At 69.6% G+C, this 21,567-nt stretch carries 15 protein-coding genes and 1 pseudogene; 9 read left to right on the top strand and 7 right to left on the bottom strand.

The genetic code is table 11. The features are described 5' to 3' along the window. Positions 1-3: 3 nt before the first annotated feature. The 5 genes from radA to CJ301_RS02255 all read right to left on the bottom strand — a co-directional run bounded on the left by radA (position 4) and on the right by CJ301_RS02255 (position 5,562). Complete coding sequence (radA, locus tag CJ301_RS02275) at positions 4-1,395, bottom strand: DNA repair protein RadA (RefSeq protein ID WP_099273765.1); 1,392 nt, start codon at positions 1,393-1,395, stop codon at positions 4-6. 90 nt (positions 1,396-1,485) lie between these two features. Next, on the bottom strand, positions 1,486-2,217 hold the full coding sequence (locus CJ301_RS02270; protein WP_099274193.1) for a DNA repair protein: 732 nt from the start codon (positions 2,215-2,217) through the stop codon (positions 1,486-1,488). 193 nt (positions 2,218-2,410) lie between these two features. Continuing rightward, positions 2,411-3,448, bottom strand: coding sequence for an alanine racemase (gene alr, locus CJ301_RS02265; protein WP_099273763.1), 1,038 nt, complete (start codon positions 3,446-3,448; stop codon positions 2,411-2,413). A gap of 57 nt (positions 3,449-3,505) precedes the next feature. Then, the gene (locus tag CJ301_RS02260) at positions 3,506-4,261 is read right to left on the bottom strand and encodes a hypothetical protein (protein WP_099273761.1); all 756 of its coding nucleotides are present in this window, start codon (positions 4,259-4,261) and stop codon (positions 3,506-3,508) included. Next, entirely contained in the window at positions 4,258-5,562 is a 1,305-nt protein-coding gene (locus CJ301_RS02255) for a hypothetical protein (protein ID WP_099273759.1), read from the bottom strand. The genes CJ301_RS02260 and CJ301_RS02255 overlap by 4 nt, the downstream gene beginning before the upstream one ends. Positions 5,563-5,748: 186 nt before the next feature. Between CJ301_RS02255 and CJ301_RS02250 the strand changes: the two genes are divergently transcribed. The 5 genes and pseudogenes from CJ301_RS02250 to CJ301_RS02230 all read left to right on the top strand — a co-directional run bounded on the left by CJ301_RS02250 (position 5,749) and on the right by CJ301_RS02230 (position 11,630). After that, positions 5,749-7,059 (top strand): ABC transporter substrate-binding protein, encoded by a 1,311-nt coding sequence (locus tag CJ301_RS02250; RefSeq protein WP_099273757.1) that lies wholly within the window; start codon positions 5,749-5,751, stop codon positions 7,057-7,059. A 172-nt stretch (positions 7,060-7,231) separates the two neighbouring features. Further along, positions 7,232-8,104, top strand: a complete 873-nt coding sequence (locus CJ301_RS02245; RefSeq protein WP_099273754.1) for a carbohydrate ABC transporter permease — start codon at positions 7,232-7,234, stop codon at positions 8,102-8,104. Between the two features lie 83 nt (positions 8,105-8,187). Then, a pseudogene (locus tag CJ301_RS02240) lies at positions 8,188-9,019 on the top strand (carbohydrate ABC transporter permease). A gap of 11 nt (positions 9,020-9,030) precedes the next feature. Further along, positions 9,031-10,035, top strand: a complete 1,005-nt coding sequence (locus tag CJ301_RS02235) for an ABC transporter ATP-binding protein (protein ID WP_099273752.1) — start codon at positions 9,031-9,033, stop codon at positions 10,033-10,035. Positions 10,036-10,160: 125 nt separating this feature from the next. Then, complete coding sequence (locus CJ301_RS02230; protein WP_099273750.1) at positions 10,161-11,630, top strand: mannitol dehydrogenase family protein; 1,470 nt, start codon at positions 10,161-10,163, stop codon at positions 11,628-11,630. Between the two features lie 21 nt (positions 11,631-11,651). Here the strand turns inward: CJ301_RS02230 and CJ301_RS02225 are convergent, their stop codons facing one another. Both CJ301_RS02225 and CJ301_RS02220 read right to left on the bottom strand, forming a co-directional pair. Next, entirely contained in the window at positions 11,652-12,611 is a 960-nt protein-coding gene (locus CJ301_RS02225) for a sugar-binding transcriptional regulator (protein ID WP_099273748.1), read from the bottom strand. After that, positions 12,608-13,309, bottom strand: a complete 702-nt coding sequence (locus CJ301_RS02220; protein ID WP_099273746.1) for an HAD family hydrolase — start codon at positions 13,307-13,309, stop codon at positions 12,608-12,610. Before CJ301_RS02220 ends, CJ301_RS02225 begins: the two co-directional genes overlap by 4 nt. Before the next feature lie 136 nt (positions 13,310-13,445). Between CJ301_RS02220 and CJ301_RS02215 the strand changes: the two genes are divergently transcribed. The 4 genes from CJ301_RS02215 to CJ301_RS02200 all read left to right on the top strand — a co-directional run bounded on the left by CJ301_RS02215 (position 13,446) and on the right by CJ301_RS02200 (position 21,566). After that, the gene (locus CJ301_RS02215) at positions 13,446-17,036 is read left to right on the top strand and encodes a hydantoinase B/oxoprolinase family protein (protein WP_099273744.1); all 3,591 of its coding nucleotides are present in this window, start codon (positions 13,446-13,448) and stop codon (positions 17,034-17,036) included. Positions 17,037-17,260: 224 nt separating this feature from the next. Next, on the top strand, positions 17,261-17,923 hold the full coding sequence (locus CJ301_RS02210) for a paraquat-inducible protein A (RefSeq protein WP_099273742.1): 663 nt from the start codon (positions 17,261-17,263) through the stop codon (positions 17,921-17,923). After that, positions 17,920-18,564: a paraquat-inducible protein A gene (locus CJ301_RS02205; RefSeq protein ID WP_099273740.1), complete on the top strand. Its 645-nt coding sequence runs from the start codon at positions 17,920-17,922 to the stop codon at positions 18,562-18,564. Before CJ301_RS02210 ends, CJ301_RS02205 begins: the two co-directional genes overlap by 4 nt. After that, positions 18,561-21,566, top strand: a complete 3,006-nt coding sequence (locus CJ301_RS02200) for an MlaD family protein (protein WP_099273738.1) — start codon at positions 18,561-18,563, stop codon at positions 21,564-21,566. Before CJ301_RS02205 ends, CJ301_RS02200 begins: the two co-directional genes overlap by 4 nt. Position 21,567: the final 1 nt, after the last annotated feature.

Here is a 21,567-nt window from a genome sequence, read left to right as displayed (position 1 = left end):
CCCTTATTCCCGTTCGCCGGGCGCCAGACCGAACACCGTGTCGACGAATCCCGGCAGGTCGCGCATCTCGCGCAGATCCAGCCCGGCCGCCATTTCCGTCCCGGCGCGGCGCTTGGGGCGCTGTGGCAGGATGGCCTGCGTGAAACCAAGTTTCGCCGCTTCTTTCAACCTGTTTTCCAGCTGCGCCACCGGCCGCACGGCGCCCGAGAGAGAGATTTCGCCGAAGATGACGCAATCGACCGGCAGGGCGGAATCCTCGCGCGCGGAAATCAGCGCGGCGGCGACGGCGAGATCGGCGGCGGGCTCGCCGATCCTGAGCCCTCCCGCCACGTTGAGATAGACGTCGAGCCCGGCAAAGGAGACGCCGCAGCGGCTTTCGAGCACGGCGAGGATCATCGCCAGGCGGCTGCCGTCCCAACCCACGACCGAGCGGCGGGTCTGGCCGGGCTGGGCGGGCGAGACCAGCGCCTGGATCTCGCACAGGATCGGACGCGTGCCCTCGATGCCTGCAAAGACCACCGAGCCGGGCGTGGCGGTATCGCGCTCGGACAGGAACAGCGCGGAGGGGTTCTTGACCTCGGCCAGCCCCCGGCCGGTCATCTCGAACACGCCGATCTCGTCGGCCGGGCCGAAGCGGTTCTTGTGGGCGCGCAGGATGCGGAACTGGTGGCCGCGCTCGCCTTCGAAATAAAGCACGCAATCGACCATGTGCTCGACCACGCGCGGCCCGGCGAGCGTGCCTTCCTTGGTGACATGGCCGACCATGATCACGGCGATGCCGCGCGTCTTGGCGAATGTGGTCAGCTCATGCGCCGCGGTGCGCACCTGGCTGACGGAGCCGGGCGCGGCCTCGACCTTGTCGGACCACATGGTCTGGATCGAATCGATGATCACCAGATCGGGCCGCTCGGCATCGAGCGTGGTCAGGATGTCGCGCAGGTTGGTCTCTGCGGCGAGCGTCACGGGGCTTTCGGTCAGGCCGAGGCGCTGGGCACGCATCTGCACCTGCGCCGCCGATTCCTCGCCCGTGACGTAGATCACCTTGAGCCCGCCGCGCGCAAAGCGCGCCGCCGCCTGCAAGAGCAGCGTCGATTTGCCGATTCCGGGATCGCCGCCCACCAGCAGTGCCGAGGCCGCGACGAGGCCGCCGCCCAGCACGCGGTCGAGCTCGGCCACGCCCGACATGGTGCGCGGCGGCGCTTCGGGGGTGGAGGCGAGGTCGGTCAGCACGAGCTTGCGCCCGCGCTGCGCGCCCAGCGCCTTCGCGCCCGGCCCGGAGGTCAGCGGCGCCTCTTCCTGGATGGTGTTCCACGCGCCGCAGGCGTCGCAGCGCCCCGACCACTTCGAATGGGTCGCGCCGCATTCGGTGCAGACGTAATTGAGATCCTTGGCCATGCCGTTCTTTTGGCCGATACGGGCGAAACGGGCAATGGCCCGGCGCATCGCGCCGGGCCATTGCCCGTTCACCTTGCGTTTATGTCGGCCCTATTCGGCGGCGGGCTTCATGTTGACCACCTTGGGGGCGTCCTGCGACATGTCGCCATTCGTGGCCTCGGCCTTGCGCGGCGGCTCGAAGCCGAGCTCGGGCAGCATGGTCTGGAGCTGATCGTCGAGCTGCGCGAGCTGGCTCGCCACGACGCTCTCCTCGAGCTCGACCTGATCGGCCCAGCGCTTCATTTCGCGGCAGACATGCAGCGCCTCGACGATGCGCTCCTGCTGGCGCTCGGCATCCTCCTGCCGCTGGGCGAGGAACTTGCGCGCACGCGCGACCTTCTCGTCCGAATAGATGTCTGCCAGATCGCGGGCCTGTTCGCCCATCTGCGCCGCAACTTCCATCACGTCGTGTTCGAGATGGCCCAGATCGGGGTGATCGCGCAGGAAGGCGAGCCGCTCGCGCACCGCGTCGAATTCGGACGACATGGTGAAGACCCCGGCGCGGTCGGCGGTGTGGGCGACATGATAGGCCCGCGCGACATCATCCATCGAGATGCGGAAATTGCGATGGCTGTTCTCGAGCGCGAGCACACGGCCCGAGGAGGGCAGGAAGAACACCAGCGTGACCAGAAGCGCGGTCAGGAACAGCTGAAGCGCCATGCCGGCCCAGGGCAGGGCGGTCTCGCCGAAGCTGGCCGTCAGTTCGAGCCAGGGCAGGTAGCCCAAGGCGGCGGCGACGCTCGCCGCGAGCGCGACGGCCGCGGCAAGACCGAGGATCGTCATCGCGAGCAATTGCATGGCGCGGGTGGCAAAGGCGGCAGTCTTGGGCTGGGTCACAGGCTGTCTCCGGCACGGATGCGTCAGTTGCCAGCATAACCTCGGCAGCTCTTCGCCGGTTCCTCAAACTGCATGATCACCATAAATTGTGATCGGATCGCCCTGCCGACCGGCCCGATCCGCGCCCCAATGGGCCGGGTCAGGCGCCCTGTTCGAGCCGGGCGTAGCGCCGGCCCAGAGAGGTCAGGATCTCGTAGCCGATCGTTCCCGCCATGCGGGCGAGGGCATCGACCCCCTGTTCGGGGCCAAGCAGGGTGAGATAGTCGGGGTCGGCTTCCAGATCGGTGATGTCCACCGTGATCAGGTCCATCGACACCCGGCCGACCAGCGGACAGGGTGTGGCGCCGTGATGAAGCGTGGCGCGATCCGACAGGGCGCGCAGCAGCCCGTCGGCATAGCCGCCCGAAAGCGTCGCGATGCGGCTCGGCCGCTCCGCCTGCCACGAATTGCCATAGCCGACCACCTCGCCCTGGGCGAGATCGCGGCATTGCACCACCGGCAGGTCGAGCCGGACCACGTGCTGCGCCGCCTCGAAAGGGTGGCCGCCGTAAAGCCCGATGCCGGGGCGGACGAGGTCGAAATGGTAATCGGGGCCGAGCAGGATGCCGCCCGTCGCCGAAAGCGAGCGCGGCACTCCGAGCCCGTCGGTCATCTGGCGGAAGATGTCGAGCTGGTAGCCGTTCATGCCGTGATCGGGCTCGTCGGCGCAGGCGAGATGGCTCATCAGCCAGAGCGGCTCGTGTTCGAGCGCGATGCCGGCGGCCTCGGCCCAGTCGGACCACTCGAAGCCCAGCCGGTTCATGCCGGTGTCGAGCTGGATGCCGAATGGGTGCCCGGGCAGTGTTTCGAGGTGACGGGCGAGCTGCTCGATCGAGTTGAGCATCGGGATCAGCGCCGCCTCGGCGAGCTTGCGGGTGTCGCCCTCCATATGGCCCGAGAAGACGTAGATCTCGGGCTCGGGGCCGAGCGCGCGGCGCAGCACGGCGCCTTCCTCGGCCACCGCCACGAAGAAGCGGCGCGCGCCTTCGCGGGCCAGCCTGCGGGCGACGCGGGCCGCGCCGAGGCCGTAGCCGTCCGCCTTGACGACAGCGCCGGTTTCGGCAGCGGTGAGGGCATCGAGCGCGCGCCAATTGGCGGCGAGCGCGTCGAGATCGATGGTAAGGGCGCCTGTGCTCATGGCCCGCCTTGTGACAGGCGGGCGCGCGGCGTCAAGAGGGGCGGGCCGGGGCGCGGTTCAGCCGGCGGGATCGGGCCGGGGCGTGGCGAGGCGGTAGCGCTCCAACTCCTCTGGCAGCAGCAGATAGATCTCGTTGGGCGGCGTGACGAGGGCGTGGCGCATCAGCGCGGGATCGATCCCCATCTCGATGAGATAGCCCATCACCTCGCCCTGGCCGCGCTGGATGTCCTCGATCGCGAAGATGGCGGGCAGGGCGGCGTTCTGATCGAAATAATGCTGGTGCACCCCGACCCAGGCGCCCTCGGCCACCCGGCGGGTCGCGCCGCCCGCGAGAATGTAGGGGCAGGCCGAAAGACAGACCGCCCCGGCCCCGATCCGCGTTTCGATGCCCAGATCGCGCAGCAGCCGGCCGATGGTCAGCGCATCGGCGACCGAGCCGCCGGGGCTGTCGAGATGCGCGGTGGTCGGGGCCGGCTCGGCGCGTTCGAGTTCGCTGGAAACGCGCGCGGCGTCGCCGGGCGCGATCCGGCCCATGAGCGTCACGACCCCGTCCCGGAGCCCGATCCGCAGCCGGTCGGGCATCTCGTCGGTGTCGGGCAAAGGCGTGCCGTCGCGGCGCGGCCGCGCAGGCAGCTGGTCGGGGCGAAAGCGGCGGGTCTGGTCGCCGGGGCGCACCGGCTCGGTGAGCTGCGGCGCGGGCGAGGGCCAGGCGAGGCGCGGCAAGGCCCGCGCGAGATCGCCGCCAAGCAGCATGGCGGCAATCGCCGCCTCGCCCAGCAGCACGGCCATGAGCCAGCGGCGCGGGCCGCTCATTCGGCGGCCCGGGCGGGAATGTCGGAGGGTAGCGGCGGGGGCGCTGCGGCGCCCTGCGGCGGATCGGCGGGCGCGGCGGCCTCGATCTCGCGCAGCGCGATCAGCGCGCCGCGCAGCTCCGCGAGCGTCATCCGATCCTCGACCGCCACGCCGTCGCGCCCCGCGCGGATCGCGGCCTGCGCCACCGAGACGATCAGCACCAGCACCGCGGGCAGCAGGTCGATGGCGATGGCCCCGGCCCAGGAGGGCACGAAGTTGCGCGCATAGAGGATCACCGCATCGGCGGCGGAGATGGGGGTATAGGTGATGTCGGCGGGCGGCGGCATGGCGATCACCGCCTCGGCCGCGCGGGTCAGGGTCTCGGCGCGCTGGCCCAGCACGGTGAGCACCGAGTCGATCGTCGCGCGCTGGCCCGAGCGGGCCGCGTCGTCGCCGCCATCGAGCTGCGGCAGCACCACGGAGGCCGAAAGATCGCGCGCCGCGCGCACCACCAATGGCGCGACCGAAAGTTGGCGCAACGTGGTGATGACGCCCGCGAGCCGCACCGCTTCCTCGGAGAACTCGACCGAACGCGCCTCGACCGGGCCGGGCGCCACGGTCAGCGCGCGCATCCGGCTCAGGATCGCGTTGCCTTCGGCGAAGGCCGCGTCGAGCAGCGGCTGCTGGCTGGCGATCTGCGCTTCGAGCGCCGAAAGCTCGTCGGCCTTCTGCCGCAGCAGGCGAAACACCGCGCCCCGACCGGCCAGCCCCGACAGCCCGCCCGAGGCCTCCTGCTCGCCCAGATCCTCGAAGCTGCCGCGCACCCGCGCCACGTCGCGCCCCAGCGCCTGCGCCGAGACGGCGATGGTATTGGCCCGCTCCAGCGCGGTCTGGTAGTTCTGCACCGTGGTGGCGAGATGCTGCTCGACCGCCGCCGCGCCCGCCAGCGCCGCGGCGTTGAGCCAGGACGACATCGCCACGATCGCCAGCGATCCCAGCGCCATCGAGGCCAGAAGCCCGATCCGCGAGGCGGCCGAGCGCACCGCCGGCAGCAGCCGCAGCAGGTAGGACCAGAAGACGAAGATCCCGACCGAGACGGCGATCGAATAGGCCATCGCCGCGAAGACCGAGAGCGCGCCGGTATCGTCGAGCAGGGACGAGACGCCGAGATAGGTGTAGATGCCGCTCGCGACCGAAAGCACGCCGAGCGCCGTGCCGGTGAAGCTGTCGAGCCAGGCCAGGTGCCCCTCGATCTCGCGCGCCTGCCGCAGGCCGCGATCCTCCGCCTGCCGCCTGTCCGAGCTGTCATCCATTCGGGCCATCCCTTGTCCACCGCCGCGAAAACCTAGCTTCGATCGCCCGGATTGCGAAGCCGCCGCGGTGGTGACGCGCGGTTTCCATGGGCCGGGCGTCCTGCCGCCATGCCCTTCTCTTGACACGAATCGCCAATTCGGTGAGTAATTGCTCATCTGTTAGGCATTTGCCCTAGCGAGTTTGGGAGGAGAGACATGACACAGGTTACCCGCGCCCTCATGGGGGCCAGCGCCCTTTGCGGCATGGCCGCCATCGCGCAGGCCGAGACGCTGACCATCGCCACCGTCAACAACGGCGACATGATCCGCATGCAGGAGCTGGCCTCGGACTTCACCGAGAAGCATCCCGACATCGAGCTGGATTGGGTCACGCTCGAGGAAAACGTGCTGCGCCAGCGCGTGACGACCGACATCGCCACCAAGGGCGGCCAGTACGACGTGATGACCATCGGCACCTACGAGGTTCCGATCTGGGCCAATCAGAGCTGGCTCGTGCCGCTCGACGACCTCCCCGAGGATTACGACAAGGACGACATCCTGCCCGCCATCGCCGGCGGCCTGTCGGTCGACGGCACGCTCTATGCCGCGCCGTTCTACGGCGAGAGCTCCATGGTCATGTACCGCACCGACCTGATGGAAGAGGCCGGGCTCGAGATGCCCGACGCGCCGACGTGGGACTTCATCAAGGAAGCCGCCGCGGCGATGACCGACAAGGAAAACGAGGTCTACGGGATCTGCCTGCGCGGCAAGGCCGGCTGGGGCGAGAACATGGCCTTCCTCACCGCCATGTCCAACAGCTACGGCGCGCGCTGGTTCGACGAGAACTGGACCCCACAATTCGACAGCCCCGAATGGAAGGCCGCACTCGACGACTACCTGATGCTGCTGAACGAATACGGCCCGCCGGGTTCGGCCAACAACGGCTTCAACGAGAACCTCGCATTGTTCCAGCAGGGCAAGTGCGGCATGTGGATCGACGCCACCGTCGCCGCCTCCTTCGTGACCGGTGACGACAGCACCGTGGCCGACAAGGTCGGCTTCGCGCTCGCCCCCGACAACGGTCTGGGCAAGCGCGGCAACTGGCTCTGGGCCTGGTCGCTCGGCATCCCCGCCGGCACCGACGCCGAGGACGCCGCCAAGACCTTCGTGGCCTGGGCGACCTCCAAGGACTACGCCGAGCTCGTCGCCGAGAAGGAAGGCTGGGCCAACGTGCCGCCGGGCACCCGCACCTCGCTCTACGAGAACCAGGACTACCTGGACGCGGCGCCCTTCGCGCAGATGACGCTGGAGAGCATCAACGCGGCCGACCCGAACAACCCGACCGTGGACCCGGTGCCCTATACCGGCGTGCAGTTCGTCGCGATCCCCGAATTCCAGGGCATCGCCACCGCGGTGGGTCAGCAGATGTCGGCGGCGCTCGCCGGCCAGATGTCGGCCGAGGAGGCGCTTCAGGCGGCGCAGAACCTGACCTCGCAGGAAATGCAGGCGGCAGGCTACGGCCAGTAAGCTTCGCCTGACGACAGGCAGGGCCGGTCCCTCCCGGCCGGCCCCGCCACCCCCGAGCCGCCCTTCCCACTATCGCCACGGGCCGCCGCCCGCCGCCCGCCGTCCCGTCCCGTCCGGTCGCCCCGCGACCGGGGCTGCGCGCCGCTGCCCGTCCTGACAATCGGAGAGACCGATGGCCACCCAACATTCCCGCTCCGCCGCGCGAATCATGATTTCGCCCGCCGTCGTGCTTCTGCTCGCCTGGATGATCGTGCCGCTGGCGCTGACCGTGTATTTCTCGCTGTTGCGCTACAACCTGCTGATGCCCGGCACCGAGCGCTTCGTGGGCTTTCTCAATTACAAGCTGTTCTACCAGAACCCGGCCTTCTGGACGGCGATGATCAACACGCTGCTCCTGGTGGGCGGGGTGCTGATCGTCACGGTGGTCGGGGGCATCCTGCTGGCGATCCTGCTCGATCAGCCGATCTGGGGGCAGGGGATCGTGCGCATCCTCGTCATCGCGCCCTTCTTCGTCATGCCGACCGTCTCGGCGCTGGTGTGGAAGAACATGTTCATGAACCCGGTCTCGGGGCTCTTCGCGGAGCTTTCAAAGGCGGTCGGGCTGCAACCCTTCGACTTCCTGACCCATGCGCCGCTGGCCTCGATCATCGGCATCGTGTCCTGGCAATGGCTGCCCTTCGCCACGCTGATCCTGCTCACCGCGATCCAGTCGCTCGACAGTGAGCAGATGGAAGCCGCGGAGATGGACGGGGCCTCGCCGCTGTCGCGCTTTTGGTACATCACCCTGCCGCATCTCTCGCGCGCCATCACCGTGGTGATCCTGATCCAGACCATCTTCCTGCTGTCGGTCTTCGCCGAGATCCTGGTGACCACCAATGGCGGACCGGGCGTCGCCTCCACCAACCTGACCTACCTCGTCTATGCCCGCAGCCTGCTGAACTTCGACGTCGGCGGCGGATCGGCCGGGGGCGTGATCGCCATCATCCTCGCCAACATCGTCGCGATCTTCCTGATGCGGATGATCGGAAAGAACCTCGATGCCTGAGCATGACATCCTCGCCGCGCGGGGCCTGACCCCGCGCATCCCCCGCCCGCAGCACCGCATGCCGAACGAAGGGAGCGCCTGACATGGCCCGCGCCGTCTCCACCCGCCGCAAGGCCGGCTTCACCATCGCCGCCTGGCTCATCGGTCTCGCGATCTTCTTCCCGATCCTGTGGACCATCATCACCAGTTTCAAGACCGAGGCCGAGGCGATCTCCTCGCCCCCCAGCTTCGTCTTCTTCAACTGGACCACCGAGAACTACACCACCGTTCTGGAGCGCTCGAACTACTTCCGGCATTTCTGGAACTCGGTGGTGATCTCGCTGGGCTCGACCGTGCTGGGGCTGATCATCGCGATCCCCGCCGCCTGGTCGATGGCCTTCGTGCCCCGCCAAGCACACCAAGAACGTGCTGATGTGGATGCTCTCGACCAAGATGCTGCCGCCCGTCGGCGTGCTGATCCCGATCTACCTGATCTTCCGCGATGTCGGCCTGCTCGACACCAAGACCGGCCTCGTGATCGTGCTGACGCTGATCAACCTGCCGATCATCGTCTGGATGCTCTACACCTACTTCAAGGAAATCCCGGGCGAGATCCTCGAAGCCTCGCGCATGGACGGTGCCAGCTTGCGCGACGAGATCATCCACGTGCTGACGCCGATGGCGGTGCCGGGCATCGCCTCGACGCTGCTGCTCAACGTCATCCTCGCCTGGAACGAGGCGTTCTGGACGCTCAATCTCACGGCCGCCAAGGCCGCCCCGCTCACCGCCTTCATCGCCAGCTATTCGAGCCCCGAAGGCCTGTTCTACGCCAAGCTCTCGGCCGCCTCGACCATGGCCATCGCACCGATCCTCATCCTCGGCTGGTTCAGCCAGAAGCAGCTCGTCCGCGGGCTCACCTTCGGCGCAGTGAAATAAGGAAGACACCAATGGGACGCATCACGCTCGACAAGGTGACCAAGAAATTCGGCGACGTGGAGGTCATTCCACCCCTCGATCTCACCATCAATGACGGCGAGTTCGTGGTCTTCGTCGGCCCCTCGGGCTGCGGCAAGTCCACGCTGCTGCGGCTGATCGCCGGGCTCGAGGACGTCACCGCCGGAGAGATCCGCATCGACGGCAAGCCCGCCACCGACCTGCCGCCCGCCAAGCGCGGTCTGGCCATGGTGTTCCAGAGCTACGCGCTCTACCCGCACATGTCGGTGCGCAAGAACATCGCCTTCCCGATGAAGATGGCCGGCATGCCCGAGGACGAGCAGAAGCGGCGCATCGACAACGCGGCGCGCGCGCTCAACCTCACCGATTATCTCGACCGCCGCCCCGGCCAGCTTTCGGGCGGCCAGCGCCAGCGGGTCGCGATCGGCCGGGCCATCGTCCGCGAACCGGCGGCCTTCCTGTTCGACGAGCCGCTGTCCAACCTCGACGCGGCGCTGCGGGTCGGCATGCGGATGGAGATCTCCGAGCTGCACAAGAAGCTCGACACCACGATGATCTACGTCACCCACGACCAGGTCGAAGCCATGACCATGGCCGACAAGATCGTGGTGCTGCGCGCGGGCAATATCGAGCAGGTCGGCTCGCCGCTGGAGCTTTACCGCAGCCCGCGCAACACCTTCGTCGCGGGCTTCATCGGCTCTCCGAAGATGAACCTGATCGACGGCGCCGAGGCCGGCAAGCACGACGCCGCCACCATCGGCGTGCGGCCCGAGCATATCGACGTCTCGGCCAGCGAAGGCACATGGAAGGGCCGGATCGGCGTGGCCGAGCATCTGGGCTCGGACACCTTCTTTCACGTGCACGACACCGGGCTGGCCGAGACGCTGACCATCCGCGCCGGTGGTGAGGTCGGGCTGCATCACGGCGACACCGTGTTTCTCACGCCCCAGGCCGACAAGATCCACCGCTTCGACGCCGAAGGGCTGCGCATCGCGTGATCCTCTCTTGCGGGGCCTCGCGCCTCCCGGCTTCGCCCAAAGCCGTGCCGCCCCGCGTGACACCGGTCGCAGGGTGCAACGGGCCTGCACCCTCGATCTCGCCCCAATCCTACAGGAGGCTGAACATGGCCATTGATCTCAACGCCGAGGCGCTCGCGCATCTGCCGCAGGGCGTGGAAGGCCCCGCCTATGACCGCGCGGCGCTCTCGGCGGGCATCGTGCATATCGGCGTGGGCAATTTTCACCGCGCCCATATGGCGGTCTATCTCGACCGGCTGTTCTCGACCGGGGCCGACCACGACTGGGCGATCAGCGGCGCGGGCGTGCGGGCGGGCGATGCCCGGATGCGCGAGGCGCTGGAGCGTCAGGACTGTCTCACCACCGTGGTCGAGCTCGACCCGGCCGGGCTTTCGGCCCGCGTCACCGGCGCGATGATCGAGTTCACCGAGATCGACGCGGCCAAGCTTATCGCGCGGATGAGCGATCCGGCGATCCGCATCGTCTCGCTCACCGTGACCGAAGGCGGCTGGTTCGTCGATGCCAAGACCAACGGCTTCGACGCGGCCCATCCCGACATCCGCCACGACGCCGAGCATCCCGATGCGCCGAAGACCGCCTTCGGCATGATCCTAGCAGCGCTCCGGCAGCGGCGCGCGGCGGGTGACGCGCCCTTCACCGTCATGTCCTGCGACAACCTGCCCGAAAACGGGCATGTGGCCAGGCAGACGGTGATCGGGCTGGCCCGTCTGGCGGACGCCGATTTCGCCGATTGGGTCGAGGCCAATGTCGCCTTTCCCAACACCATGGTCGATTGCATCACCCCCGCCACCTCGGATCGCGAGCGCGCGCTGGTCAGGGACCGCTTCGGCATCGTCGATGCGGTGCCGGTGGTCTGCGAGCCGTTCCGGCAATGGGTGCTCGAGGACAACTTTCCGCAGGGCCGCCCGGCGCTGGAGAAGGTCGGCGCCGAGTTCGTGACCGATGTCGCCCCCTACGAGCTGATGAAGCTGCGCATCCTCAATGGCGGCCACGCGGCCATCGCCTATCCTTCGGCGCTGCTCGGGCATCACTTCGTGCATGACGCCATGGCCGATCCGCGCATCAAGGCCTGGCTGGAGGCGCTGGAAACGCGCGAGATCATCCCGACGCTGGAGCCGATCGAGGGCGTCGATTTCGAAGCCTATCGCCGCAAGGTCGAGGAGCGCTTCTCCAACCCCGAGATCGGCGACACCATCCCGCGGCTGTGCTTCGACGGCACCAACCGCCAGCCCAAATTCGTTCTGCCGGTGATCCGCGACGCGCTGTCCAAGGGGCAGGCGATCGACGGGCTCGCGCTCGAGGTGGCGCTGTGGTGCCGCTACTGCGCGGGCACGAACGAGGCGGGCGAAAAGATCGCGCCCAATGACGACAATGCCGAGGATCTCGAGCGGCGCGCCCTCGCGGCCAAGGACGATCCGCAGGCGTTCCTGTCCAACGAGGCCGTGTTCGGCGATCTGGGCGCGCAGCCCGCCTTCGTCGCGGCCTTCTCGAAGCAGCTCGGCGCGCTGTGGACCGACGGCGTCGCCGCGACGCTCTCGCGCTACGCGCGCGGCTGAGCCGGGGAAAGGGCCGGGCGGCTAGGCCTCAAGGAGCCGCTCGGCCGTCGCCTCGTCGGTGATCAGCCCGTTGATGAGGCCGCCGCGCAGCGCCGCGAGGATCGCCCCGGCCTTGACCGGCCCGGCGGCGAGCCCGACCACGGGGGCCTCGCCGCCCACGATCAGCGGCGCGGAGGCGACGCGGGCATTGAATTCGCCCGGCATCACCCGGCCTTCGCCGTCATAGACCCAGCTGGTGATTTCGCCCGCGGCCCCTTGCGCCATCATGTCCTGCATCTGCTGCGCGTTCATGAAACCATCGACGCATAGCGGCGCCAGCGGCCCGACCTGTCCCACGCCGACCAGCGTGAAATCGGCGCGCGCGCACAGCGCCATGGTGTGGCGCACCGGCTCCTGCCCATGCATCACCCGAAGCTCCTCCTCGTCGCGCGCGACCACCGGCAAAGGGTAGGGGTAATGCCTCGCGCCCACGCGTTCGGCCATGCGGATCACCGCGTTGTAGGGCGTGGCGGAGCCGTCCGACATCATGTTGCCCAGCCGGCTGACGATGCGGTGCTGCGGGCAGTCCATGCGCGGCAGCTGTTCGACGCAGGCGCGCAGCGCCCGGCCCGTGCCCAGCGCGATGATCCGCTCTTCGGGGGCCTTGAGCAGCCTTTCCAGCTCGGCCGCGGCGGCGATGGCGATGCCGGTGAGCAGCTCGGGCGCGGTGGGGTCGGTCGGGACGACCTCGACCACCTTGAGCCCGAACCGCGCATCCAGCGCCTCCGACAGGTCCATGCAGCGCGCGATCGGGTGATCGAGCCGGACCTTGATCAGCTTTTCCGACACGGCGAGCGACACCAGCCGCTGCGCCGACTGGCGCGAAACGCCGAGCTTCCTGGCGATCTCGTCCTGGGTGTTGCCGGCGACATAGTAGAGCCAGCCCGCGCGGGCAGCGTCGTCGAGCCGGGTCGTCTCGGGGGTGAAGCGCGACTGGCTCATGCCGGGGCCCCGGCGCGCAGCCGCTCGAGCAGGGCGGGCAGGTCGTCCCAATGCGCCAGCAGCGGCAGGGCCGGATCGTGGCGCAGCGTCGCGGTGGCGAGATGGCTGCCGCCGGTATAGCGCACCGCCGTCATCCCGGCCGCCACCGCCGCCTCCAGCCCCGGCAGGCTGTCCTCGATCACCAGGCTGCGCCCCGGTGCGGCCCCCATCTTTTCGGCGGCGAAGAGGAACAGGTCGGGCGCGGGCTTGCCGCGCGCGACCTGGCTCGCGGTAAAGACATGCGGCAGCGCCGCTGCCAGCCCGACGATGTCGAGCGACCGCGCCACCCGGGGCGGCGAGGAGGAGGTGGCGACGCAGACCGGCACGCCTTGGGCCGCAAGCCGCTCCAGCGCGCTCGCGATCCCGGCCATCGGCTTCAGCTCGGTTTCGAAACGCTCGAGGAGCCGTGCGCGGTAGAGCGCCTCGAAGGCAGGATCGAGCGCGCGGCCCAGCTCTTCGCGAATATGCCGGGCCACGGTGGGAAAGCTGCGACCGAGGAAATTGCGCCGCACATGATCGATGTCGATCTCGATGCCCTCGGCGGCGAGCAACTCGATCAGCACCTCGGCGCTCAGCACCTCGCTGTCGATCAAAACGCCGTCGCAGTCGAAAATGATCAGATCCCAATCGCGCGCCATGCCGCTCTCCTCGCCATCCATCGCCCTGTCCTCCGGCCGCAGATTGCCACAGTCGCGGGCATTTGCCCATAGTCTGGGCGTCCGCGCCTTGCATCCCGGCTTGACCGGGCAGTTGGAATGCGCACCCCTTGGCGGAAAGCACAAGGGGGGGCAGGTCATGCATGCGTGGGATTTCTGGGTCGATCGGGGCGGCACGTTCACCGATGTGGTGGGTCGTGATCAGACCGGCGCGCTGCATCCGCTCAAGCTCCTGTCGGAAAACCCCGAAGCCTACGAGGACGCGGCGATCGAAGGCATCCGGCGGCTGCTCGGCGGGGCCATCGACCCTGCGCGCATCGGCACGGTCAAGATGGGCACCACCGTGGCCACCAACGCGCTGCTGGAGCGCAAGGGCGACCGCACCGCGCTCTTGATCACGCGCGGCTTCCGCGACGCGCTGCGCATCGCCTACCAAGGCCGCCCCGACATCTTCGCCAAGGAAATCCTGCTGCCAGAGCAGCTCTACAGCCGGGTGATCGAGGTCGATGAGCGCATGCGCGCCGATGGCTCCGTCGAGACGCCGCTCGACCCGCAGGCGCTGCGCCCCGAGCTGGAGCGGCTGCGCGAAGACGGCATCGACGCCGTCGCGATCGTGCTGATGCACGCCTGGACCGCCCCCGCGCATGAGGCGGCGCTGGCGGAAATGGTGCGCGGCATGGGCTTCGGTCAGGTCTCGGTCAGCCACGAGGTCTCGCCGCTCCTCAAGCTCGTCGGGCGCGGCGACACGACGGTGGTCGACGCCTATCTCTCGCCGATTTTGCGCCGCTACGTGGCCCGCGTCTCGGGCGCGCTGGGCGCGACGCCCCCGGGCGAGCCGGGGCCGACGCTGCAATTCATGATGTCCTCGGGCGGCATGACCGCGGCCGAGGCGTTCCAGGGCAAGGACGCGATCCTGTCTGGGCCGGCGGGCGGCGTGGTCGGCATGGTCGAGACGGCGCGCGCCGCGGGCTGGGACAAGGTGATCGGCTTCGACATGGGCGGCACCTCCACGGATGTGGCGCATTGCGCGGGCGACTACGAGCGCGCCTTCGACACCGAGGTGGCGGGCGTGCGCATCCGCGCGCCGATGATGCGCATCCACACGGTCGCGGCGGGCGGCGGATCGGTGCTCCACGCCGATCCCGGCCGCTTCCGCGTCGGGCCCGACAGCGCCGGGGCCGATCCCGGGCCGCTGTGCTACCGGCGCGGCGGGCCGCTCACCGTGACGGACGCCAACGTCATGCTGGGCAAGCTCGACCCCGATCTCTTCCCGGCGATCTTCGGCCCCGGACAGGACCAGCCGCTCGACCGCGAAGGCGTGCGCGCCGCCTTCGCCGAGATCGCGGGCGACCGCAGCGCCGAGGAGGCCGCCGAGGGCTTCGTGCGGATCGCGGTGGAGAACATGGCGAACGCGATCAAGAAGATCTCTGTCCAGCGCGGCCACGACGTGACGCGCTACCTGCTCAATTCCTTCGGCGGCGCGGGCGGGCAGCACGCCTGCCTCGTCGCCGACGCGCTGGGCATGGAGGCGGTGCTGGTGCATCCGCTCTCGGGCCTGCTCTCGGCCTATGGCATCGGCCTCGCCACCGTCTCGGCCAGCCGCCAACAGGGGCTGGTGCAGCCCTTGGAGGAAGCGACGCGGCCCGAGTTGGAGCGGGTGATCGCGGAGCTGACGACGCAGGTCGGCGCGGAGCTGGCCGAACAGGGGGTTACGGACGGGCGCTGCACCACCCGGCTGCATTTGCGCTACGCTGGCACCGACACGGCGCTGCAGCTGGGCTATGACGGCGACATGGAAGCCGCGCGCGCGGCCTTCGAGGCGGCGCATGAGGCGCAGTTCGGCTTTCTGAGCCCCGGGCGCGATCTGGTGATCGAGGCGGTCGAGGTCGAAGGCCGCGCGCCGCCGCATGCGCTGGCCGAAACGGGCGGGGAGGCCCCCGACCGGGGCCATGCGCGGGCCGAGGAGCGCGCGCGCTTCTTCTCAAGCGGGGCATGGCACGAGGCGCAGGTGCATCGCCGCGCCGAGATCGCCCCGGGCCACGAGATGCGCGGCCCCGCCCTGATCATCGAGCCGAACCAGACCATCGTGGTCGAGCCGGGCTGGACCGCGCGGCTGACCGGGCGCGACGACATCCTGCTCACCCGCCACGAGGCCGCGCCGCGTGCATTGGCGGCGGGGACCGAGGCCGACCCGATCCTGCTCGAGGTGTTCAACAACCTCTTCATGAACATCGCCGAGCAGATGGGCGTGGCGCTGCAGAACACCGCGCAGTCGGTCAACATCAAGGAAAGGCTCGATTTCTCCTGTGCCGTGTTCGACCGGACCGGCGCTCTGGTCGCCAACGCGCCGCATATGCCGGTGCATCTCGGCTCCATGGATCGCAGCGTCGAAGCGATCATCCGCCAGAACCCGGTGATCCGCCCCGGCGACGTCTTTGCGCTCAACGCGCCCTATAATGGCGGCACGCATCTGCCCGACATCACCGTGGTCTCGCCGGTCTTCGACGATGAGGGCTCGGAGATCCTGTTCTGGACCGCGAGCCGGGGCCATCACGCCGATGTCGGCGGCACCGCGCCGGGCTCGATGACGCCGCTCGCCACGACCGTGGACGAGGAAGGCGTGCTGATCGACAACTTCCACCTCGTCGACCGGGGGCGCTTGCGCGAGGAGGCGCTGCACGCGCTCTTGACCGATCATCGCTATCCCTGCCGCAACCCGGGCCAGAACATCGCCGACCTCAAGGCGCAGGTCGCGGCCAACGCCCGCGGCGCGGCGGAGCTCAGGCGCATGGTCGCCGAGTTCGGCCTCGACGTGGTGCGCGCTTATATGGGCCACGTGCAGGACAACGCCGCCGAGGAGGTGGCGCGGCTGGTCGGGCGGCTGTCGGACTGCGCATGCGACTACGAAACCGATACCGGGCAGGTGATCCGGGTCAGGATCACCGTGGACCGCGAGGCGCGGCGCGCGAAGGTCGATTTCACCGGCACCTCCGAGGCGCGCGAGAACAACTTCAACGCGCCCGAGCCGGTGGCCCGCGCCGCCGTGCTCTACGTCTTCCGCGTCATGTGCGAACAATCGATCCCGATGAACGCGGGCTGCCTGCGCCCGATCGAGATCGTGATCCCCGAGGGCTCGATGCTGCGCCCCGCCTGGCCGCGCGCGGTGGTGGCGGGCAATGTCGAAACCTCGCAGCACGTGACCAACGCCCTGTTCCAGGCGCTCGGCGCGCTGGCCAATGCCCAGGGCACCATGAACAACCTCACCTTCGGCAACGACGCCCACCAGTATTACGAGACGATCTGCTCGGGCAGCCCGGCGGGGCGGATGAATGACGGGCGCGGCTTTGCCGGAACGCCGGGCGTCCACACTCACATGACCAATTCGCGGCTCACGGACCCGGAGGTGCTCGAGACGCGCTTTCCGGTGCTGCTGGAGAGCTTCGCGCTCCGGCCCGGCTCGGGCGGGCAGGGGGCGTTCCCGGGCGGCGACGGCACGACCCGGCGGCTGCGCTTCCTCGAAGAGATGGAGCTGTCGATCCTCTCCTCGCACCGCCACCGCCCGCCCGAAGGGATCGATGGCGGCGCAGCGGGCGAGATCGGGTGCACCGAGGTCGGGCGGCTCGACGGTTCGGTCGAGACGCTTCCCGCCTGCGCCCAGACCCGGCTCAGGCCGGGCGAGACGGTGACGGTGATCACCCCGACGCCGGGCGGGGTCGGACGCAGGGGCTGACGGCGGCGCGGGCGGTGCCGTCGGGATTTGCGTATTTGGAGAAAGATGAACCGGGGGGCGGCGCATGCTTGGTTCCGGTCCGGCCTGTGGCGGTCCGGTGCGGCGTCTGTGTCTTCCCTCGGATGGGTGGCCGCGCGGCCTCACATCTCCGTGCCCGCGGCCCCGTGGTCATTCCCGCGCTGCCGCCCTATCATCCGCCGCAGGCAAACTGACGGGCGGACCCCATGCACAGCACAGACGTCGCGCAGGCTGATCCCGGCGACCTCATCGCCTGCCCGCAATGCGATGCGCTCTACCGCGCGCGCATGCCGGATCATGGGCGCCGCGCGGTCTGCACGCGCTGCCACACGGTGCTCATCGCGCCGCGTCGGCGCGCGGGCATGATCATCATCGCGCTCGCGGCGGCGCAGCTCGTTCTCGTGCTCGGCGCGGTGTGGTTTCCCTTTCTTCGGATCAGCCGGCAGGGCTTTGCCAACGAGGCGACGCTGCTCGACGCGGCGCTGAGCTTTTCCGGCGGGCCGCTGCTGCTGCTGTCGCTGGCGGTGACGGCGCTGATCGTGCTGGTGCCGCTGGCCCGCGCGGTGCTGACGATCTACGTGCTCGGCCCGCTGGTCTTCGACCGTCCCGCGCCGCCCGGCGCGCTGCGGCTCTTTGCCTTCGCCGAGGCGCTGCGCCCCTGGTCGATGGCCGAGATCTTCGCGCTCGGCTGCGCCGTGGCGCTGGTCAAGGTGGCCGATCTCGCGCATCTGAGCTTCGGCCCGGCCTTCTGGATGTTCGCCGGGCTGGTCTTTCTCACCGTGATCCACGACCGCTGGATGTGCCGCTGGTCGGTCTGGCACGCGCTGGAGCGCGGCTATGGCGCGCGCAAGGCGCAGGTGGCGGCATGAGCGGCGCGTCGGGCACGATCACTGCGCGCGAGGCCGGGCTCGTCGCCTGCACCCGCTGCACCCGCGTCTGGGCCGCCGGAACGGCGCGCTGCGGCCGCTGCGGCAAGCCGCTGGTGTCGCGCGACACCCACAGTCTCAGCCGGGTCTGGGCGTGGTGGGTCGCGGGGGTGCTGTGCTACATCCCGGCCAATCTATACCCGATGCTGCGCACGCGGATGCTGTTCACCACCTCCGACGACACCATCATCCAAGGCGCGATCGAGCTTGCGACCCATGGCGCGCCGGTGGTGGCGCTGATCATTCTCATCGCCTCGGTGGCGATCCCCATGGGCAAGTTCGCGGCGATCGGCTGGCTCGCGGTTTCGGTGCGGCGCGGCAGCCGCGCGACGCCGCAGGCCCGTCACAGGCTTTATGAAATCGTCGAGTATATCGGCCGCTGGTCGATGATCGACGTCTTCGTGGTTGCGATCCTGACGGCGCTGGTGCAGTTGAATCTCGCCGCCTCGATCAAGCCGGGCCCGGCGGCGCTCGCCTTTGCACTCTCGGTGATTTTCACGATGCTTTCCGCCCAAGCCTTCGACCCGCGCCTGATCTGGGATCGCGCGGAAGACGACACCCGCGCCCGGACCTCGCGCGCGTGAGCAGCGACGTCCCCGAGGTGCCGCTCGACGGGCCGCGCCGCTCATTGGCCAGCCGCGTCTCCGTGGTCTGGCTGGTGCCCGTGGGCGCGCTCGCGGTGGCGCTGGGCATCGGCTGGAAGCAATGGTCCGACCAGGGGCCGCTGATCGAGGTGGTGTTCGAGGATGCGGGCGGCGTGCTCGCGGGCGAGACCGAGCTGCGCTTTCGTGACGTGGCGGTGGGCCTCGTCGAGGAGGTCGGCTTCACCGACGAGCTCGACCGCGTGCTGATCTCGATCCGCGTCTCCAAGGACATCGCCCCCTATATCGACGAGGACGCGCAGTTCTGGGTCGTGCGCCCCGAGGTCTCGACCGAAGGCGTCTCCGGGCTCGATACGGTGCTGTCGGGCGTCTATCTGCGCGGCCAGTGGGACGGGCGGCCCGGAGAGGAAAGCCGCCATTTCGTCGGCAGCGATCACGCGCCCCTGCTCGGCCCCGATGATCAGGGCATCGAGATCACCCTGCGCGCCACCGAAGGCGTGCTCTCGGGCAACAGCCCGATTCTCTACAAGGGGGTCGAGGCGGGCCGCATCGGTGCCGCGGGCATCTCGGCCGACGGTTTCTACGTCGAGGCGCCGGCGGTGATCTATGCGCCCTATGACAATCTCGTCACCGAGACGACGCGGTTCTGGGACACGTCGGGCTTTTCGGTCAGCATCGGCACCGGCGGTGCCGAGATCGATTTCGACAGCGTCGCGGCGCTGCTCGCGGGCGGGCTCGCCTTCGACACCTTCGTCTCGGGCGCGACGCTGGCCGAGAGCGGCCGGACCTTCGAGGTCTATGACGCCGAGGAAACGGCCCGCAACTCGGTGTTCAACACACCCGACGGACCCTCGCTCAATCTCGTGGCCGTGTTCGACGGCAATGTCTCGGGCCTCGCCGTCGGCGCGCCGGTCGAGCTTGACGGCGTGCGCATCGGCTCGGTCTCGGGGCTCAACGGCCTCGTCGACGAGGAGCGCTTCGGCGATCGCGGCGTGCGGCTGCAGACCGTGCTCAACATCCTGCCCTCGCGGCTCGGCATGGCCGATGATGGCGGCGTCGAGCAGGCATTGCAGTATTTCGTCGACGAGGTGGCCGACGGGCTGCGCGCGCGGCTCGTCACCGGTTCGATCCTGACGGGCGGCCTCAAGGTGCAGCTCATCGACGTGCCCGGCGTGGAGCAGGCGCGGCTCGACATCGACGCGCTGCCTTACCCTTCGGTCCCGGTCACCGACAGCGAGATCTCGGACGTGCAGGCCACCGCGCAGGGCACGCTTGATCGGATCAACAACCTGCCGATCGAGGAGCTGCTCGCCTCGGCCACCAGCTTTCTCGAAAACTCGGCCCGGCTGATCGGCTCGGATGACCTGCAACAGACCCCGACCGACATCCGCGCGCTTCTGGGCGATATCCGCGGCTTTGTCGGCTCCGATGAGGTGCAGGCCGTGCCCGGGCAGATCGGCGTGGTGATGAGCGAGATCGAGCTGGCGGTATCGGATGTCCGCGCGATCCTCGACGATGTGCGCGAGGCCGAGGCCGTGCGCCGCGTGCTCGACGCCGTGGACGGCGCCACGGCGGTGACCGCCGATCTCGACACCGCGCTCGACGGCGTGCCCGAGCTGGTCGGCAATCTCAACCGCGTGGCCGAGAACGCCGCAGAGCTGCCGCTCGACCGGCTGCTGACCGAAGTGTCGGGGCTGGCCGAGGAGGCGCGCGCGCTGGTCGGCGCGGAAGAGACGCAAGCCCTGCCAAGCCGGGTGAATGCGCTGCTGGCCGAGCTGGAGGGCGGCACCATCGAGGCGCGGGCGCTGATCGCGGATCTCAACGAGCGGCAGGCGGTGGCGCGGCTGCTGGAGACGGTCGATGCCGCGGGCGATGCGGTGGCGACGCTCGACGCCTCGCTCTCGGGTGTGCCGCAGCTCGTCTCCCGGCTCGACACGCTCGCCGCCACGGCCAACGAGCTGCCGCTCGATGCGCTGCTGACGGAGGTCTCCGGCCTTGCCGGCGCGGCGCGCGGGCTGATCGACACGGACGACGCGCGCGCCCTGCCGGGGCGGGTCAACGCGCTTCTGGCCGAGCTGGAAGGCGGCACCGCCGAGGCGCGCATGCTCATCTCCACCCTCAACGAGGAGGAGGGCGTGGCCCGGCTGCTCGACACCATCGACGCGGCAGGCGCGGCGGCAGGCACGCTCGATGCCTCGCTCGACGGCGTGCCGCAGCTGGTCGAGCGGATCGACGCGGTGGCCGCCATGGCGCAGGAGCTGCCCGTCGAGGCGCTGCTCGACCGGGTGTCGGGGCTGGCGCAGGATGCGCGCGGGCTGATCGGCACCGAGACCGCCCGCGCGCTGCCCGGCCGGATCGGCACGCTGGCGGGCGAGCTGGAGCTGGGCGTGGCCGAGGCGCGCGCGCTTCTGGCCGAGGTCAATGCGGGCGGCGGCGGCGAAAGCCTCGTCGCGGCGATCGACAGCGCCGCGCGCGCCGCCGACAGTCTCGACCGTTCGCTCGCCGGCGCGCCGCAGCTGATCGACAGCCTGAACGCGGTCGCGGGCAAGGCCGCGGACCTGCCGCTCGAGGTGCTGGTGGCCGAGGCCAACAGCCTGATCAACTCGGCCGACCGCATCCTCGCGCAGGACACGGCGCGGGCGCTGCCGGGCGAGCTCAACGGCGCGCTCGAAGAGCTGCGCCAGATCCTCGGCGCAGTGCGCGAGGGCGGTGTGGTCGAGAATGCCAACGCCACCTTCGCCTCGGCTGCCAACGCCGCCGACCGGCTGGCCGAGGCGGCGCAAACGCTGCCCTCGCTGGTCAGCCGCGCCGAGGCGCTGCTGGTGACCTCGAACGGCACCGTGGGCGTGATCGGCGACGAGACCGAGCCCGCCCTGCGCGACCTGCGCACGGCGCTGCGCGACGTCTCCAAGGCCGCCGAGGCGGTGGGCTCGCTCGCCCGTGCCATCGAACGCCGCCCCAATTCGCTTCTGACAGGACGCTAGG

It is taken from the genome of Limimaricola cinnabarinus, from assembly GCF_002723615.1.
Classification (GTDB): Bacteria; Pseudomonadota; Alphaproteobacteria; order Rhodobacterales; family Rhodobacteraceae; genus Limimaricola; species Limimaricola cinnabarinus_B.
Note: the sequence above shows the minus strand (reverse complement) of the source record. Positions and strands in the feature narration are given on the sequence as shown.

What these genes read in the sequence shown, in the direction of transcription:
- radA (WP_099273765.1), bottom strand. Translation starts at nt 1,395, where the DNA reads ATGGCCAAGGATCTCAATTACGTCTGCACCGAATGCGGCGCGACCCAT.
- CJ301_RS02270 (WP_099274193.1), bottom strand. Translation starts at nt 2,217, where the DNA reads ATGACGATCCTCGGTCTTGCCGCGGCCGTCGCGCTCGCGGCGAGCGTC.
- alr (WP_099273763.1), bottom strand. Translation starts at nt 3,448, where the DNA reads ATGAGCACAGGCGCCCTTACCATCGATCTCGACGCGCTCGCCGCCAAT.
- CJ301_RS02260 (WP_099273761.1), bottom strand. Translation starts at nt 4,261, where the DNA reads ATGAGCGGCCCGCGCCGCTGGCTCATGGCCGTGCTGCTGGGCGAGGCG.
- CJ301_RS02255 (WP_099273759.1), bottom strand. Translation starts at nt 5,562, where the DNA reads ATGGCCCGAATGGATGACAGCTCGGACAGGCGGCAGGCGGAGGATCGC.
- CJ301_RS02250 (WP_099273757.1), top strand. Translation starts at nt 5,749, where the DNA reads ATGACACAGGTTACCCGCGCCCTCATGGGGGCCAGCGCCCTTTGCGGC.
- CJ301_RS02245 (WP_099273754.1), top strand. Translation starts at nt 7,232, where the DNA reads ATGGCCACCCAACATTCCCGCTCCGCCGCGCGAATCATGATTTCGCCC.
- CJ301_RS02235 (WP_099273752.1), top strand. Translation starts at nt 9,031, where the DNA reads ATGGGACGCATCACGCTCGACAAGGTGACCAAGAAATTCGGCGACGTG.
- CJ301_RS02230 (WP_099273750.1), top strand. Translation starts at nt 10,161, where the DNA reads ATGGCCATTGATCTCAACGCCGAGGCGCTCGCGCATCTGCCGCAGGGC.
- CJ301_RS02225 (WP_099273748.1), bottom strand. Translation starts at nt 12,611, where the DNA reads ATGAGCCAGTCGCGCTTCACCCCCGAGACGACCCGGCTCGACGACGCT.
- CJ301_RS02220 (WP_099273746.1), bottom strand. Translation starts at nt 13,309, where the DNA reads ATGGATGGCGAGGAGAGCGGCATGGCGCGCGATTGGGATCTGATCATT.
- CJ301_RS02215 (WP_099273744.1), top strand. Translation starts at nt 13,446, where the DNA reads ATGCATGCGTGGGATTTCTGGGTCGATCGGGGCGGCACGTTCACCGAT.
- CJ301_RS02210 (WP_099273742.1), top strand. Translation starts at nt 17,261, where the DNA reads ATGCACAGCACAGACGTCGCGCAGGCTGATCCCGGCGACCTCATCGCC.
- CJ301_RS02205 (WP_099273740.1), top strand. Translation starts at nt 17,920, where the DNA reads ATGAGCGGCGCGTCGGGCACGATCACTGCGCGCGAGGCCGGGCTCGTC.